The following is a 16348-nucleotide window of genomic DNA, read 5'->3' as shown; positions in this document are numbered from 1 at the left end:
TACCAACTTATTAAAACTTAGAATTATGAATAAACAAATAGATAAACTTATAGAGCATATCAAAGAATTGGAAACCCGTTTGGGAGAGGTGGATAACAACCTTAGATATATAAAGGTGGTACAAGCATTGAAACACTCTTTAGAGAAGTTGGATAATATGCTGAAAGATAATACCACATTACAAAGGGAATACCAAGCAATATATCTAAGCTACTTTTATACAGGTTGTGGATTTTCCTTTTACGACAGGGTGTGCAACTCTATTTTGGATTACCAATATGGGAACAGACCATTTTAGAGAATACTATATATAACAAGGTGTGGAATGTCTTTGTAAGGCGTTCCCACCCTAAATACTTTCACTTTGGATAAAAATAAATGTTTCCTTAGTAATCAATGAGTTAGTAAATCCAACTCTAAATTAATATTCACTTCTATTCATTTACTTATAAAACAGAACATTATGTCACTTAAATATTCAAGCACAACCGCAGACTATCTTGTTTGGTCTGATGCAATGAACCTCATTAGGAAGTTAGCCAAAGATGAGAATTATAAAATCTCACTTCTTATAGCTTTGGGATGCTTCACAGGATTAAGAATATCTGATATTCTATCTCTAAGGTGGAAGCAGATATTAGGTGCTGACGAGTTTACAGTAATTGAGAAAAAGACTGGTAAGGTAAGGACTATCAGACTGAATCCCCAATTACAGCAGCATATTAAAGAGTGCTACGAGCATATAAATCCTGTTGGAATCAATGCGCCAATTCTTATAAGTCAGAAAGGCACTATCTTCACAGTCCAGAGAATTAACATCATTCTTAAAGAGGTGAAGAAGAAGTACAGGCTAAAGATTAAGAATTTTAGTTGCCATTCTCTTAGAAAGACTTTTGGTAGGCAAGTCTATAACATGAATAGCGATAACGCAGAGTTGGCATTAGTAAAACTCATGGAACTGTTCAACCATAGTTCTGTTGCCATTACTAAAAGATACTTGGGGTTAAGGCAGGAGGAAATCTTGCAGACTTATGACTGTTTGAGTTTCTAATGATTGGGACAGGATTATTAAGATTCACCCTATATAGTGGTCTGAATGGTATTGTCCCAAATCCATGAAATATTGAGCTTAGATACATCTAAAGTCTGATTCTTTAAATTTGGCATTTCAGCCTTATAAATGTAGTTCAATTCTATAAGTTTACAGAGTTTAGAACTATCTCAACTCTTATTAATCATATTGCAGGTAGCACTTCTTGCATATCCAACAATATACAGGGATAAAGTTTATAAATCAAGGTGGGTAACAAATTGGGAAATTCTGACTTTATAAGAGGATTTTTCATTTTGATACCCACATGGATTTAAAGAGCTTAGGTGCAATTCTTATTAAATATCCTGTTCAGAATATGTTTGAGGACAGAAATTCTACTATTTATCCTCACTTCATACCTAATGATTTAGAACCTTTCGCTATCTTTGCACCAATTCCAATGAACTAATGCGTTAGAGAGTTGGAAGGACATATTTAACGAAAGGTGTTATTGAAATTATCTTCTACTGACAAATTCTCGCAAAATTTGAAATGGAGTGAAGATGGTAGCAATAGCACCCACATTATTTGTTATATACCTACCTTTTATAAGGTTTCTATATTTCAAACTGGTGTGGGGCTATTGTTTTATCCACTCCAAGGGCAATGCGAGAAGCCAGTCAGTAGGGTAAAACATATATAGTTCCCACACCTTTTTTATTTATAATAACAGCTCTTCCAGAGGGAACAGGTGGGCATAATGCGTGAAATATGAAAGCAACTATTTTGTATGGTAACCAAAGATACACAGATGATGATTTATACTTCTACCGTCGCAAGTTTTTAATGGATTGGGGAGAATATAAGAAGAATACATTACCCTCTCTTGACTCTTTTTATGCAAAACCCGTAATAGCATCTTATAATGAATATTATTACAGGCGTAAAATAATGGAACGAGAAGTTTACAAGAAGAACAATAGAAGTTTTATGACTAAACTTGTCGATAAAACTTTTGGAATGCTATATGACGATAGTGCAGTAAAATACTCATGCTACTTTAAAGAAGAACTACCCCATAGAGAAGAAGTGCTAAACTTAATTAGAAAATATGGGAAGTGGGTAAATGACAATCATGAATTTGTAATAGAAATCTAAAATGAAAATATATAGATTATTAGCAACCTCATTAGTAGTTGCATTAAACATGGGAATTAGTTCCTGTGGAGGAGATAATAAAAATAAAGATAATAAAGAAAGGAATACATACTTCATTACAGATGAATCAGAGCGAGGGAAGCATGGAGAGGGTACTTATATTAAAACAGAGAGCAGATATAAAGACAAGGATGGAAATTCTTGGCATAGGGATAATATTTTTGCTCCACGCAAGAATGAATCTCTAAATGATGATTCCTATCAGAAAAGAACAAAGACAGGAAAATATGCACCTCAAGAAAACTCCTATGACAAAGGATATGAAGAAGCTAAAAAGATATTCAACGGTGATTAAAAGTTACTCTTATATGAAAGCATTTAGATTATTAGCAACCTCATTATTGGTTGCATTAAGCATGGGATTTACTTCCTGTGGAGAAGATGAATTGGACAGAATGCCTTCCACAAGTCTTGACGAAGGAACACTTTTCGATAAAACTGATAAGCTATTTTCTGAATACATAAAGGACTATTCCAATATTAAATGCAGATACGGCTTACAAGGAGAAAGTTCTGTTCTGTTATCTGGATTGAAAGACAATCATTTATGGTTCAGTGAATATGATGCAGTTTCTAAACAACTTAAATCTGAATGGATTGATATAGAGAAGACTGATACCATTCAGCAGCTATATAAAGGATATGGAGAATATGAAACCTTATATGTCAAATATGTAGCACCTCTTTATTATAAGGAAATAAGTACAGGTAATATCGTTACATTCAACATTGGAGGGAGGTTTCAGACAATATTCACAAGCAACCATAAAGCTAAACGGACTCAACTGCAATATGATAACAGCAAGAATGGAATAGCCCATAATTGGTACAAGGAATCTGTGTTTATAGCTGACTGCTGTTATTCACACGAAGGAGATACTATCTATATAGCTAAATCAAGACCATCCTTTGATGAGAACGGGAATCTTGCTGGTGTCACTTTAGTTTCTTACGAAGAAGGAATAGAACTTAGTGGTCGATACATCAACAGACGTAGCTTCAAGGAAGGAAAATCAGTGTGGAGCACCTATATAGCTCCACCCTTTGATGTGCCCTCTGATGCAAAGAGAAACTATACACTTCTTGGCAACACTACCAACATTTGGGAATATAAATGTGAAGTTACGTTCTATGATGGAACTAAGAGAGACTTTACATTTAAAATCAATATTGATAATGGTAAGATTGTTACAGACGAGATAAAGGTTACAGGCATATCCATTAATGAGAACACAGTTAATCTAAAGCAAGGTGAAACATTCCAATTAACAGCCACTGTACAACCAGACAATGCTACCAATAACAAAGTTATATGGAGTAGTTCCAATGAAACCGTTGCAAGCATAAGCCAAGAAGGTTTGGTAACAGCCAACTCTGCAGGTGAAACCAATATTACAGTAACTACAGAGGATGGTAATTTCTCTACTACAGCTATTGTTACAGTCACCTCTAATGAGGATGAAGATAAGGCTACATTGGCACGACTTGAAGGTACATGGGATATGCTAAAATGCTATGGATGGGAATATAACGACCAGAATATTAAAGAGAATTGGGAAGAAAATGTTGTAGGCGAATATATCTTCTTTGAGGATGAAGATGGCAATGGTGGATATAACGATGGCTATAAGACTTACTACTTTGCAAGTTCTGTAGAGGGTAACAAACTTATCCTTAGAAATTCTGAATGGCTGGATGGTAAGACTTCTATAATCATTACCAAACTTACAGAGACAGAATTACATCTGAAAGCCATAGATTCTGTGTCAGAAGAAAACTATGAAATGAAACGGAGATAATTCACTAACAATAAAACAATTTACATTTAAAATCAATGAGAATTAAATATTTAATAGTCTTATCAATGGTCGTTGCGTGTGTCAACTTATCATCTTGTAGCAATGACAATAATTCAGAACCAGACTCCAATCGTTCAATTGAGCAATACTCTTCATTACTTTATGGTAGTTGGTACAGAGAAGTTAATAATGAGTTATCCAAAACCTTTATGAGTTACAAGTTCTCCACCAATAAGAGTGTCGTTAGATATACTAAAAGTGCCAGTAGAACCAAATCTACCATGAATGGCAGTACCACCTATTCAGAGTGGATTGTAGATAATGAATATTCAACAAATGGCTTATGGTACTTGGAACAGAATGGAGATTTAATCTATTTGAGAATCCAATGGAATGGAAATGATTTCTATTCTGGATATCAGATTGCCTATCTTAATGATGGAGTACTTAATTTTAATGATGGATTTAGTAGTGATTTAAATAAGGGAGACAAGTCTCCCAATTTCTAATTTAATAACTTATTCAATAATGAAAACTCTAAGATTTTTAGGAATGACCTTATTAATGGTCTTGTGTGCTGTAAACTTTGCAGCGTGTAGTGATGATGATGAAGAAGCAGTCAGTAACCCCAATGACATTATTGGCAAATGGGAACTAACTTGGACTAAAGGTTGGGAACTGAATGACGATGGTCATAAGGAATATTGGGATGAAGCCGATAGTGGTCTCTACTTCGTCTTTAAAGATGATGGGACAGGCTATCATTATGAGGACTATGGTTCTAACGCCTACTTCAATTGGAAGTTGGAAGGCAACCAATTAAGCGTCACCTATACCCAATTTGATGGTGCAGACATTTACAAAGTAGAAGAACTCAATTCTTCGACCTTAAAAATAACAAGCACAGATGATGATGAAGTTGATACTTCAACTTACAAGAAGATAGCTGGATAAGAACTGATTTTAAGGAAACTCTTATACCATTCTAAAAGCCAAAGGCAGCATTGATTACTCTTTGCTGCCTCTTCTTTTTAATTTCATATCACCTACAATATTCTTATAAATATCAGGGAAATATCTCTTAATCAATTCCATATCCATTGCTTGATAGGTTACATCTGTTGTAGTGACTTCTCTTATCTCCGTTGGTACATAATAAATGGCTACATTCTTGGATTTAGGTTTTAAAGTTCTCATAATGTCAAATTTGTAAAATTAATTACTGATTCATCTATTGCAAATATACTCATTTACAAGGAATAAACCTAATAAAACACCCTATTGAATCAAACTATTTAAGAGTGTCTGGCGATGAATTTATATACGAATAAAGGAAAGTAAAATTATGAATGAGCTGCATTTGAGAAAACTCTTATGCTGTTTTTTTATGCAGGTACGAATATTGAAATTTTCTTCTTTATATGGAGAATTGGCAAATTCATACCCGAAGCATGAAAACAGCTATAATGTTGTTCACTTAGAATGAAATTATTAAATTTGCAATGTGGTTCAAGCCATAAAGAGATTATTAAATTATTGTTCAATACTTCTTGTTTGGTTATCAAATTCAACCAAGATGTCAACCGCTTTAATTTAGCGAGGAAGTAAGCGCAAGCTAATTGCTTTATAGATAGTCTGTTTAGCGATATAAATAATAGCATAAGCGCACCTGCTTTGGGAGCAGGGGGTCGTGGGTTCGAATCCCGCTACCCCGACGAACAAAAATAAGCCGTTGGATTCCAACGGCTTATTTTTGTATATGGAAGCGTCCAACAAAATACTTTATCTCCTCAATTTCTTTATGTATTCTAGCAAAATCTTTTTTAACAGCAGCTTGAAGTTCTGCTTCATCTTCCGGATGTATTGAGTCAAAAAAAACTTTCATTTCGCGTTCTGCCTTTTCTTTATCGGTTCCCTTGCTTTTGATACAAACCTCTTTATATATTTTATTTGGTACGTCGTATCGTTTTTTTTCTACCAATTCTCCGACTATCCGGAATTATGAATCAATCTTCGGGCGGGTTTTATGGAGCAAATAGAGATTTACTAAAACGATGGGGAAGATTTAGTAAATCGTTGGGGACGTTTTAGTAAATCGGGAAAGTCTTGAATAACAATCTCAGGAAAGAAACAATGTGAGCCCACATGCTTTTACGGGTGAGTCCTATTCATATAGAGACTTTCCTTGTTCTTTATGAGCTATCAGGAACATTACATTCTCAAATAAAAGTCTTTGGTTAGGGCGATGTATGCCGGAGTAAACTGCCCGTGCTTCTCTCCTTCTATGTAAAGACTCTCCTCAATGCACGGTAAGTTTTGGTAACCGAAAGTCAATAACACACGCCGATAAGGTTTTCCGGGTTTGGTGAAAACGCGCAAGCGGCAATATGGATGAAAATTATATTTCCATGCCGTATCAATAACCGTATTTTCGACTTCAGATGGAATGATAATGCCTATAATTCCTTGTTCTGATAATATGTGTGTCGAATGCCCAAAGAGTAATTCATAATTCAAATCACTTGTATGTCGTGCTGTACAACGCTGGTTATCCGGACACTTCAAAGCATCAACAAAATAAGGTGGATTTGAAACGATAAGATCAAATTTATGTTCCGGGTTATAATTGCGGAAGTCACAGCATATAATTTCCATTCGGTCATTCCAGGGAGAAGACTGAATGTTTTCTTGAGCTTGGGCGGCTGCGGCCGGATCTATTTCAATAGATGTGATTAAGGCTTTCGGATTTCGTTGTGCTAACTGCAAGGATATTAATCCACTGCCGGTTCCTACATCAAGAATTCGTTTAGTATTCTGGACAGGAACCCATGCTCCTAACAGTACTCCATCTGTACCCACTTTCATGGCGCATTTATCGTGCCGGACAGTAAATTGTTTGAACTGAAAATAAGGATTCGACATATTTGTTTTTTGTTAATCGGACCCAAAAATAATCAAAGCTGCCAAAATAGCGGCAATTTTGGTATCGTTTTTGTCTTTTTAAAGGATGGAACATCTATTTAATAGAAGAAATAGCTAACTTTGCAGGCGCCTTATTGGTCTGCCAATATGACATAAACTAAAAAGAATGAGATGAAGAAAAGAAATTACTTTAGTGATATCGAAGATAGGAATGAAAATGGTTTTTCTGTAATTGCTGATTTTGAGGGGAATGAAGAACAATTGATGGATATTGAGGTTGATGAAATCCTGCCGGTATTACCTCTTCGGAACATGGTTTTGTTTCCGGGTGTGTTTATGCCGGTGTCTGTCGGAAGAAAATCTTCCTTGAAATTAGTGCGCGAAGCAGAAAAGAAAGGTGCATATATAGCTGTAGTATGTCAGAAAGTAGCTGATACGGAAACTCCTTTATTTGAAGACTTGCATACAATCGGTACGGTTGCCAAAATTGTTCGTGTGCTGGAAATGCCGGATCAGACAACTACTGTAATCCTGCAAGGCTCCAAACGTATTGAATTAAAGGAAATAACAGAGACGAGTCCATATTTAAAAGGACGTGTCAGCACTCTTAATGAGGAGATTCCGGCTAAAGATGACAAGGAGTTTCAAGCATTGGTAGAAGCATGTAAAGATTTGACCGTGCGCTATATCAAATCTTCCGAAATGTTTCCGCAGGATTCTGCTTTTGCTATCAAAAACATTAGTAATCCAATGTTCTTGGTGGACTTTATCTGTACTAACCTGCCGTTGAAGAAAGATGAGAAGATTGAGTTGCTGCGTATTGATGCATTGCGTGCCCGTACGTATCGTTTACTCGAAATTCTGAATCGTGAAGTTCAGCTTGCTGAAATAAAAGAGTCCATCCAGATGCGTGCCCGCGAGGATATCGACCAACAGCAACGCGAATACTTCTTGCAACAGCAGATTAAGACAATTCAGGATGAACTGGGTGGAGGCAATCAAGAGCAGGAACTGGAAGAAATGCGTAAAAAGGCAGAGACTATAAAATGGAATGGAGAAGTGAAAAATACATTCCTGAAAGAAGTCGATAAATTGGAACGTATGCATCCGCAATCGCCTGATTATAGTGTGCAATTGAATTATCTGCAAACCATGATGAGTCTGCCATGGGGAACTTATACGACGGATAATCTGAACTTGACTAATGCCGAAAAGACATTGAATAAAGATCATTATGGCTTGGAGAAGGTTAAAGAGCGTATTCTGGAACATCTCGCCGTATTGAAGTTGAAGGGAGATATGAAGTCGCCTATTATCTGTTTATACGGTCCTCCGGGTGTGGGTAAAACCTCTTTGGGGCGTTCCATTGCCGCTGCGTTGAAACGGAAGTATATCCGTATGTCTTTGGGTGGTGTGCACGATGAAGCCGAAATACGCGGACATCGCAAAACCTACATAGGGGCAATGCCGGGACGTATCATCAAGAGTTTGATTAAAGCCGGTTCTTCCAATCCTGTATTTATACTGGATGAGATAGACAAGGTGAGTGCCGACCGTCAGGGTGACCCCTCTTCTGCCCTCCTCGAAGTACTCGATCCGGAGCAGAACACTACATTCCATGATAACTTCTTGGATGTAGACTATGATTTGTCGAAAGTAATGTTCATAGCTACTGCGAATAACTTGAATACGATTCCAGGACCATTACTTGACCGTATGGAGTTGATTGAAGTAAGCGGTTATATCACAGAAGAAAAGATAGAGATTGCCCGTCGCCATTTGGTTCCAAAAGAGTTGGAAGCAAACGGTATGAAGAAGAACGATATCAAGCTTCCCAAGAATACGTTAGAAACCATCATAGAATCCTATACTCGTGAAAGCGGTGTACGTGAATTGGAAAAGAAGATTGGAAAGATTCTTCGTAAATCGGCTCGTCAATATGCTACTGATGGTTACTTTGCAAAAACTGAGATTAAGCCGGGAGATTTGTACGATTTTCTGGGAGCTCCCGAATATACACGCGACAAATATCAGGGTAATGAATATGCCGGTGTGGTGACAGGCTTGGCATGGACAGCCGTCGGCGGTGAAATACTTTTTGTTGAAACCAGTCTCAGTCGTGGTAAGGGCGGTCGCTTGACGCTGACAGGAAACTTGGGCGATGTAATGAAAGAGTCGGCTATGTTGGCGCTGGAATATATTAAGGCCCATGCTTCGTTACTGAATCTTGATGAAGAAATCTTTGATAACTGGAATATTCATATTCATGTTCCCGAAGGAGCTATCCCCAAAGACGGTCCGTCGGCAGGTATAACCATGGCTACTGCGCTGGCATCTGCACTTACACAACGAAAGGTAAAAGCTAATCTTGCCATGACAGGGGAAATTACGCTTCGCGGAAAGGTACTTCCTGTCGGTGGTATCAAAGAAAAGATTTTGGCCGCGAAACGTGCCGGCATTAAGGAGATTATCTTGAGTGACGAGAACCGCAAGAATATTGAAGAGATACAAGAACTTTATTTGAAGGGACTCACTTTCCACTATGTGAAAGACGTAAAAGAAGTGTTTGCCATTGCGCTGACTGATGAAAAGGTAGCTGATGCCATCGACTTGTCCGTTAAAAAAGAAAAGATAGAAAAGTAAGAAGAATGACATTTGAGTTACAGTATACAGACAGCAAGACGAATGCGCGTGCAGGTTTGATTACCACTGACCATGGGCAGATTGAGACTCCTATCTTTATGCCGGTAGGTACGTTGGGAACCGTAAAAGGCGTGCATTTAACGGAATTGAAGGAAGATATAAAGGCGCAGATTATATTAGGAAATACTTATCATCTTTATTTGCGTCCGGGATTGGATGTTATCGAGAAGGCCGGCGGGTTGCATAAGTTCAATGGTTTTGATCGTCCGATGCTGACCGATAGCGGCGGTTTCCAAGTCTTTTCATTGGCAGGTATTCGCAAACTGCGCGAAGAAGGCGCAGAGTTCCGTTCGCATATTGACGGAAGCAAGCACATCTTCACTCCGGAAAAGGTAATGGACATTGAACGTACTATTGGAGCAGACATCATGATGGCATTTGATGAATGTACTCCGGGCGATGCGGAATATGCCTATGCCAAGAAGTCGATGGAAATGACGCACCGTTGGCTGGACCGTTGTATTACGCGATTCAATGAAACAGAACCCAAGTACGGTTATCATCAGGCACTTTTCCCTATCGTACAGGGGTGTATCTATCCTGACCTTCGTAAACGATCGGCAGAGTTTATAGCTTCTAAAGGAGCCGAGGGCAATGCAATCGGCGGTCTGGCTGTGGGCGAACCTACGGAGAAGATGTACGAAATGATAGAGTTGGTGAATGAGATTCTTCCGAAAGACAAACCCCGTTATCTGATGGGTGTAGGTACGCCTGTAAATATACTGGAAGGCATCGAGCGCGGAGTTGATATGTTCGATTGCGTGATGCCTACACGCAATGGACGTAACGGCATGCTGTTCACCAAAGACGGTATCATCAATATGCGTAACAAGAAATGGGAAACCGACTTCTCTCCTATTGAAACCGATGGCGCGTCTTATGTAGATACATTATATAGTAAAGCCTACCTGCGCCATCTGTTCCACGCACAGGAGTTGCTGGCCATGCAGATTGCTTCCATTCATAATTTGGCGTTTTACCTTTGGCTTGCCGGTGAAGCTCGCAAGCATATTATCGCCGGTGATTTCTCTACATGGAAGCCGATGATGGTACAACGTGTATCGACAAGATTATGAGAAAGATTGGCTGGAAGATACTGAAAAACATAAAACTGCCTGTTGGAAAAAACAAATTCCTCAAGCGGCTGGACTGGTACATCATCAAGAAGTTCCTTGGAACATATGTGTTTGCCATAGCCCTGATAATCTCTATTGCTGTAGTATTCGACTTTAATGAAAAAATGGACCGCTTTATGTCTCATGAAGCACCATGGAATGCTATTATTTTCGATTACTACATGAACTTCATCCCCTACTTTGCCAATCTGTTCAGTCCGCTGTTCGTATTTATTGCGGTAATCTTCTTCACTTCCAAACTGGCAGAGAATTCGGAAATTATCGCAATGTTTTCTACGGGAATGAGTTTTAAGCGTATGTTGCGTCCTTATATGGTGTCGGCGGCTATTATTGCGGTAACGACTTTCTGTCTCGGTTCGTACGTAATACCTAAGGGCAGCGTTACGCGACTTAACTTTGAGGATAAATACTATAAACCACGTAAATCTACCACAGCTCGCAATATTCAGTTGGAAGTAGATTCGGGAGTAATTGCTTATATAGAGCGTTTTGAGGATTACAGCAAGACGGGATATCGCTTTTCACTTGATAAGTTCAAGGACAAGCAGCTGGTGTCTCATCTTACCGCACGCAGTATTACGTACGATACGGCGGCAGTGCATAAATGGAAAGTGAAAGACTATATGATTCGTGAAATGGACGGTATGCGCGAAAGTATCGTCAAAGGAGAGAAAATGGACACCGTACTTTTTATGGAGCCTGCCGATTTCCTCATCATGAAGAACCAGCAGGAAATGCTTACCAGTCCTCAGCTGAGCGAGTACATAGACAGGCAACGGCAGCGTGGTTTTGCCAATATCAAGGAGTTCGAGATAGAATATCATAAACGTATAGCCATGTCTTTTGCTTCGTTCATCCTGACGCTGATTGGTGTATCACTTTCTTCGAAAAAGACAAAAGGCGGTATGGGATTGCATTTGGGTATAGGCCTGGGATTAAGTTTCTCATACATTCTGTTTCAAACGATAGCCTCTACATTTGCGGTGAATGGTAATGTGCCGCCTTTTATTGCGGTATGGATACCGAACTTGCTTTATGCTGTCATAGCATTCTATCTGTATAAGAAAGCACCGAAATAAACAACAGGAAAAGTGCCGCTGAAATAAAAGATTATAAAAAATAAGAAGCCGTCCCGCTCTTGTGTTTCCACAAGTGCGGGACGGCTTTTTTGTTGTATTCATTTTCCTCTTTTGTTTTGTTCTTCTTTCTGTCAGGCGGGTAGACCGTCTGTTTATCAGAAGAATCCCCACTTTCTTCTTACAGGTTCTTTAATCCTTCGTTGCCATGTGCACTGAAGCGCTTAATTCAAGTAAGCTGAAAGCTCTGCAGCAGAGATGTTTTTGGCAATAATCACACCATTTTCATCTAATAAATAGTTAGTAAATCCGCGGCCTAAACGATATTTTTTAAATAAGCCGGAGGACTCGCCTTTAGTTTCCACGAAACAAGTGGGCGTAACTATTTGGTCCTTACGAACAGTTTCCTTAAAAATAGATTGATACTCATCGAATGAGACGGAAACCATTTCCACATTTTCATTGCGGGAAGCGGAACGAAGCACATTGCTCAAACTTGCGTTTTGCATCCGGGAGTGCGCGTCATAACTTGCCCAAAAGCTAAGCAATACATATTTGCCTTTCATGTCTGAAAGTTCAGCTAACGATTGCTCGGCAAACATAGATTGGATTTTAAAATCCGGGGCTATGTCACCCACATTCAAACCGCCGGTCGGTTTGTCTTTTTCTACAAAAGAAGTCAAGGAACCAATTAGTAATACAACAAAAATCCATTTTACATATTTCATGTAACACGATTTTGGTTAATACTATCCGGGACTGTCCTTTCTGGCAGTGATTTCTTCCCGGAACGTCATCTTCTCAGACCTTGCAATGAGAGGAATTCATTGATACTCAAAGCCTTTAATTCTGAAATCGGGTGCAAAGGTAAGTAATTCTTAAAGTAACTTCCAAATAAACAAGCAAATTTCTCACTTTTTTAATGCACTTTTTTATGTTATTTAGCATAAAAGGCGAGAATTTTCCTTACTTTTGTAGCTTGTTATTCTATTAATAGACAACTCTTATGCAACCATTAAGTACAGAACTTATTCTTATCCGCGTAACAGGTGAAGACCGTCCGGGACTGACGGCGTCGGTTACAGAAATTCTTGCCAAGTATGATGCAACCATTCTCGACATCGGGCAGGCTGACATTCATAATACTTTGTCACTGGGCATTCTATGTAAAACAGAGGAACAGCATTCCGGATTTATAATGAAAGAATTGCTTTTCAAGGCATCGTCTTTAGGTGTGACCATTCGTTTCTATCCTATTACAGCGAAAGAATATGAAAACTGGGTGAGCATGCAGGGCAAGAACCGCTATATTCTTACTTTGCTCGGACGTAAGTTGTCTGCCCGTCAGATTTCCGCAGTTACCCGTATTCTGGCAGAACAAGGTATGAATATTGATGCCATCAAGCGCCTTACGGGGCGTATTCCATTGGATGAGTGTGATACAAAGACACGCGCTTGTATTGAGTTTTCTGTGCGCGGTACTCCCAAAGACCGTATTGCCATGCAGGAGCAGCTGATGAAGTTGGCAAGCGAACTGGAAATGGACTTCTCATTTCAGCTGGACAATATGTATCGCCGTATGCGCCGCCTTATTTGTTTTGATATGGACTCTACATTAATAGAGACTGAGGTTATTGATGAATTGGCACTGCGTGCGGGAGTTGGAGAACAGGTTAAGGCTATTACGGAACGTGCCATGCGGGGAGAAATAGACTTTACGGAGAGTTTCCGCGAACGGGTGGCGTTATTGAAAGGCTTGGATGAATCTGTAATGCAAGAGATTGCTGAAAAACTGCCTATTACGGAAGGTGTTGACCGCTTGATGTATGTCTTAAAAAAATATGGCTACAAGATTGCCATTCTTTCAGGCGGTTTCACATATTTCGGGCATTATCTTCAACAGAAATACGGTATAGACTATGTATATGCCAATGAACTGGAAATAGAAAATGGTAAACTGACCGGGCGTTATCTCGGTGATGTAGTGGACGGCAAGCGTAAAGCGGAGCTGTTGCGCCTGATAGCACAAGTTGAGAAAGTAGATATTGCACAGACCATTGCGGTGGGTGACGGAGCAAATGACTTACCGATGTTGGGTATAGCCGGATTGGGTATTGCTTTCCATGCCAAGCCTAAGGTTGTGGCAAATGCCAAGCAATCCATTAATACTATAGGTTTGGATGGAGTGCTTTACTTCCTGGGGTTCAAAGATTCCTATATAGATATTCCGCGATAAAATTAATTCATAAGCTTCTGCGATAATTAATTATCATAGGAGCTTATTTTTTAAGCGAGCTTTATTTTGTTCTACTTTCTGTTTGCATTATCTTTGTCGACAAATAAAAGAAATACATGAAGTTTTCTGAACTAAAATTAAACGACAACGTGCTTGAAGCACTGGATGCAATGCGTTTTGACGAGTGCACCCCCATACAAGAAGAATCAATACCTGTGATACTCGAAGGCCGGGACTTGATAGCTGTTGCACAAACCGGAACCGGAAAAACTGCCGCGTATCTGTTGCCCATATTAAACAGACTTTCTGAAGGCGGGCATCCCGAGGATTCCATCAACTGTATAGTAATGGCCCCTACACGGGAACTGGCACAACAAATAGACCAGCAAATGGAAGGCTTTTCATATTTTATGCCGGTTAGCAGCGTGGCCGTGTACGGTGGTAATGATGGAGTGCTTTTTGAGCAGCAAAAAAGAGGTTTGACTTTAGGTGCGGATGTGGTAATTGCCACTCCGGGGCGTCTGATAGCACATCTTAGTTTGGGATATGTAGATCTTTCCCGTGTCTCCTACTTCATTTTGGATGAAGCAGACCGTATGTTGGATATGGGATTCTATGATGACATTATGCAGATTGTGAAATTCCTGCCTAAAGAGCGTCAGACCATTATGTTCTCGGCTACGATGCCTGCCAAGATACAACAACTGGCAAAGAGCATTCTAAATAATCCCGCAGAGGTGAAGCTCGCAGTTTCCAAACCTGCCGAAAAGATAGTACAGGCTGCATATGTATGTTATGAGAACCAAAAGCTGGGTATTATCCGTAACCTTTTTTCAGAGCAGACCCCCGAACGTGTCATTATCTTTGCATCTTCCAAATTGAAAGTAAAAGAGGTTACTAAAGCGCTAAAACAGATGAATCTGAATGTTGGAGAGATGCATTCGGATCTTGAACAGGCGCAGCGTGAGGAGGTAATGTATGAGTTTAAAGCCGGACGAATCAATATTCTGGTAGCCACCGATATTGTGGCACGCGGTATTGATATCGATGATATTCGTTTGGTTATCAATTATGATGTACCACATGACAGTGAAGATTATGTGCATCGCATCGGACGTACGGCACGTGCCAATAATGATGGCGTCGCTCTTACTTTTGTCAATGAAAAGGAGCAGACTAATTTCAAGAGTATAGAGAGCTTCTTGGAAAAAGAAATCTATAAAATACCTGTGCCGGAGGAGTTGGGAGAAGCTCCTGAATACAAACCGCGTTTCAACGACGGACGCAAGCATAATTACAAAGGCAACGGACGCCGGAATAATGGAAACAACAGAAACAGTAAAAGTGGCAATCGGAATGATAATAGACGAAGAGAAGATAAACGGACTCCTCAAGCAAAGAAACAAGAATAAAAAAAGCGGAATTTATTCCGCTTTTTTTATGTTCAGTCGGTTATCGAATCCGATTGTAATATTTGCCAGGCTATATACAGAACTTTCCGGTACGCGTAAGGTTGCCTGATATTGGTAGCCCTTATCGTTTACTCCCATAAAATTCATATCGGCAAGAATCATTTGGGTTAGAATCTCTTCGGGAAAGATATCGGCAAACATCTTTTTGGTAATGTCTTTACCATACAACATCCGCTTACCCTCATATACGCAGATATGTATAACATTGTCATAGTAAACATTATCCACACTAATTCCCCCCTCTGAGTAAGATGAACGGATAACTTTCATCTTTGAGGGGTTGATGTATACATATCCCCGATAACGTGTACCTTTATACGTCACTACACTATCCTTCTTCACAACTTCCGTAGTGGGTATTACTTCCACTTCCTTATTATCAAAAGCAAGTATGTCCTCAAGGTTTTCAGATTTATGCAGTTTCACAATCTCATCTGCCAATGAGTGGAACCAGAAACTGTATTCACTCTGCCTGTCGATTTTGTAGGCTATGGTATTACTGCCATACACATATATAGTATCGCGTATAATCTTAAATGATACGGGGATATTTTGAGGGTCGGCATAGTATATGGTGTCTCCTTCTATCCGCATCAGAGGCAGTTCGGTTTCGTCATCTATCCAAACTCCTTGAAGCATGGCTTTGGCCGTAGAGTCCTCTTCTGCCATTTTTTGTTCCTTACTATTACCACATGCAGCCAACGCTATGACGCAACATAACTCTATTACGAGTCTTTTCATGTCTATCTTCCT

Annotated in this window: 17 protein-coding genes; 12 read left to right on the top strand and 5 right to left on the bottom strand. The window is 39.3% G+C overall.

Features of this window, described 5'->3' with window-relative positions; all coding sequences use genetic code 11:
• Positions 1–25 precede the first annotated feature (25 nt).
• The 7 genes from KG118_RS08835 to KG118_RS08805 all read left to right on the top strand — a co-directional run bounded on the left by KG118_RS08835 (position 26) and on the right by KG118_RS08805 (position 5004).
• Entirely contained in the window at positions 26–298 is a 273-nt protein-coding gene (locus KG118_RS08835) for a hypothetical protein (protein WP_117710569.1), read from the top strand.
• A gap of 165 nt (positions 299–463) precedes the next feature.
• The gene (locus KG118_RS08830; RefSeq protein ID WP_117710192.1) at positions 464–1051 is read left to right on the top strand and encodes a tyrosine-type recombinase/integrase; all 588 of its coding nucleotides are present in this window, start codon (positions 464–466) and stop codon (positions 1049–1051) included.
• Between the two features lie 753 nt (positions 1052–1804).
• Entirely contained in the window at positions 1805–2191 is a 387-nt protein-coding gene (locus KG118_RS08825; RefSeq protein WP_117710193.1) for a hypothetical protein, read from the top strand.
• A gap of 1 nt (position 2192) precedes the next feature.
• Positions 2193–2546 carry a hypothetical protein gene (locus tag KG118_RS08820; protein WP_213388422.1) on the top strand — a complete coding sequence of 118 codons (354 nt, stop codon included), beginning with the start codon at positions 2193–2195 and terminating at the stop codon, positions 2544–2546.
• Between the two features lie 13 nt (positions 2547–2559).
• Entirely contained in the window at positions 2560–4050 is a 1491-nt protein-coding gene (locus tag KG118_RS08815) for an Ig-like domain-containing protein (protein ID WP_233514834.1), read from the top strand.
• A gap of 35 nt (positions 4051–4085) precedes the next feature.
• A complete protein-coding gene (locus KG118_RS08810) occupies positions 4086–4559 on the top strand; it encodes a hypothetical protein (protein ID WP_117710196.1) in 474 nt (157 codons plus the stop codon).
• A gap of 19 nt (positions 4560–4578) precedes the next feature.
• Positions 4579–5004, top strand: a complete 426-nt coding sequence (locus KG118_RS08805; RefSeq protein ID WP_117710197.1) for a lipocalin-like domain-containing protein — start codon at positions 4579–4581, stop codon at positions 5002–5004.
• A gap of 54 nt (positions 5005–5058) precedes the next feature.
• Here KG118_RS08805 and KG118_RS08800 read toward each other — a convergent pair whose 3' ends face one another.
• The 3 genes from KG118_RS08800 to KG118_RS08790 all read right to left on the bottom strand — a co-directional run bounded on the left by KG118_RS08800 (position 5059) and on the right by KG118_RS08790 (position 6972).
• Positions 5059–5247 (bottom strand): hypothetical protein, encoded by a 189-nt coding sequence (locus KG118_RS08800; RefSeq protein WP_117710198.1) that lies wholly within the window; start codon positions 5245–5247, stop codon positions 5059–5061.
• Positions 5248–5797: 550 nt separating this feature from the next.
• Positions 5798–6031, bottom strand: a complete 234-nt coding sequence (locus tag KG118_RS08795; protein ID WP_117710199.1) for a hypothetical protein — start codon at positions 6029–6031, stop codon at positions 5798–5800.
• Positions 6032–6261: 230 nt separating this feature from the next.
• Complete coding sequence (locus KG118_RS08790; RefSeq protein ID WP_117710200.1) at positions 6262–6972, bottom strand: tRNA1(Val) (adenine(37)-N6)-methyltransferase; 711 nt, start codon at positions 6970–6972, stop codon at positions 6262–6264.
• Positions 6973–7143: 171 nt separating this feature from the next.
• On the opposite strand from KG118_RS08790, the gene lon reads away from it, so the two are divergent.
• The 3 genes from lon to KG118_RS08775 are packed head-to-tail and all read left to right on the top strand — an operon-like array spanning position 7144 to position 11890.
• On the top strand, positions 7144–9615 hold the full coding sequence (lon, locus tag KG118_RS08785; protein ID WP_117710201.1) for an endopeptidase La: 2472 nt from the start codon (positions 7144–7146) through the stop codon (positions 9613–9615).
• Positions 9616–9620: 5 nt separating this feature from the next.
• Positions 9621–10751 (top strand): tRNA guanosine(34) transglycosylase Tgt, encoded by a 1131-nt coding sequence (tgt, locus tag KG118_RS08780; RefSeq protein ID WP_117710202.1) that lies wholly within the window; start codon positions 9621–9623, stop codon positions 10749–10751.
• On the top strand, positions 10748–11890 hold the full coding sequence (locus KG118_RS08775; protein ID WP_117710203.1) for an LptF/LptG family permease: 1143 nt from the start codon (positions 10748–10750) through the stop codon (positions 11888–11890). Before tgt ends, KG118_RS08775 begins: the two co-directional genes overlap by 4 nt.
• Before the next feature lie 221 nt (positions 11891–12111).
• Here KG118_RS08775 and KG118_RS08770 read toward each other — a convergent pair whose 3' ends face one another.
• The gene (locus tag KG118_RS08770) at positions 12112–12615 is read right to left on the bottom strand and encodes a thioredoxin-like domain-containing protein (protein ID WP_117710204.1); all 504 of its coding nucleotides are present in this window, start codon (positions 12613–12615) and stop codon (positions 12112–12114) included.
• Positions 12616–12893: 278 nt separating this feature from the next.
• On the opposite strand from KG118_RS08770, the gene serB reads away from it, so the two are divergent.
• The gene (gene serB / locus KG118_RS08765) at positions 12894–14123 is read left to right on the top strand and encodes a phosphoserine phosphatase SerB (RefSeq protein WP_117710205.1); all 1230 of its coding nucleotides are present in this window, start codon (positions 12894–12896) and stop codon (positions 14121–14123) included.
• A 116-nt stretch (positions 14124–14239) separates the two neighbouring features.
• The gene (locus KG118_RS08760; protein WP_213388421.1) at positions 14240–15535 is read left to right on the top strand and encodes a DEAD/DEAH box helicase; all 1296 of its coding nucleotides are present in this window, start codon (positions 14240–14242) and stop codon (positions 15533–15535) included.
• A 12-nt stretch (positions 15536–15547) separates the two neighbouring features.
• Here KG118_RS08760 and KG118_RS08755 read toward each other — a convergent pair whose 3' ends face one another.
• On the bottom strand, positions 15548–16336 hold the full coding sequence (locus KG118_RS08755; RefSeq protein ID WP_213388420.1) for a DUF4738 domain-containing protein: 789 nt from the start codon (positions 16334–16336) through the stop codon (positions 15548–15550).
• Positions 16337–16348 lie beyond the last annotated feature (12 nt).

Source organism: Bacteroides propionicigenes (genome assembly GCF_018390535.1).
Lineage (GTDB): Bacteria > Bacteroidota > Bacteroidia > Bacteroidales > Bacteroidaceae > Bacteroides > Bacteroides propionicigenes.
Note: the sequence above shows the minus strand (reverse complement) of the source record. Positions and strands in the feature narration are given on the sequence as shown.

Coding starts and splice junctions, on each gene's coding strand:
- KG118_RS08835 (WP_117710569.1), top strand. CDS start 26: ATGAATAAACAAATAGATAAACTTATAGAGCATATCAAAGAATTGGAA.
- KG118_RS08830 (WP_117710192.1), top strand. CDS start 464: ATGTCACTTAAATATTCAAGCACAACCGCAGACTATCTTGTTTGGTCT.
- KG118_RS08825 (WP_117710193.1), top strand. CDS start 1,805: ATGAAAGCAACTATTTTGTATGGTAACCAAAGATACACAGATGATGAT.
- KG118_RS08820 (WP_213388422.1), top strand. CDS start 2,193: ATGAAAATATATAGATTATTAGCAACCTCATTAGTAGTTGCATTAAAC.
- KG118_RS08815 (WP_233514834.1), top strand. CDS start 2,560: ATGAAAGCATTTAGATTATTAGCAACCTCATTATTGGTTGCATTAAGC.
- KG118_RS08810 (WP_117710196.1), top strand. CDS start 4,086: ATGAGAATTAAATATTTAATAGTCTTATCAATGGTCGTTGCGTGTGTC.
- KG118_RS08805 (WP_117710197.1), top strand. CDS start 4,579: ATGAAAACTCTAAGATTTTTAGGAATGACCTTATTAATGGTCTTGTGT.
- KG118_RS08800 (WP_117710198.1), bottom strand. CDS start 5,247: ATGAGAACTTTAAAACCTAAATCCAAGAATGTAGCCATTTATTATGTA.
- KG118_RS08790 (WP_117710200.1), bottom strand. CDS start 6,972: ATGTCGAATCCTTATTTTCAGTTCAAACAATTTACTGTCCGGCACGAT.
- lon (WP_117710201.1), top strand. CDS start 7,144: ATGAAGAAAAGAAATTACTTTAGTGATATCGAAGATAGGAATGAAAAT.
- tgt (WP_117710202.1), top strand. CDS start 9,621: ATGACATTTGAGTTACAGTATACAGACAGCAAGACGAATGCGCGTGCA.
- KG118_RS08775 (WP_117710203.1), top strand. CDS start 10,748: ATGAGAAAGATTGGCTGGAAGATACTGAAAAACATAAAACTGCCTGTT.
- KG118_RS08770 (WP_117710204.1), bottom strand. CDS start 12,615: ATGAAATATGTAAAATGGATTTTTGTTGTATTACTAATTGGTTCCTTG.
- serB (WP_117710205.1), top strand. CDS start 12,894: ATGCAACCATTAAGTACAGAACTTATTCTTATCCGCGTAACAGGTGAA.
- KG118_RS08760 (WP_213388421.1), top strand. CDS start 14,240: ATGAAGTTTTCTGAACTAAAATTAAACGACAACGTGCTTGAAGCACTG.
- KG118_RS08755 (WP_213388420.1), bottom strand. CDS start 16,336: ATGAAAAGACTCGTAATAGAGTTATGTTGCGTCATAGCGTTGGCTGCA.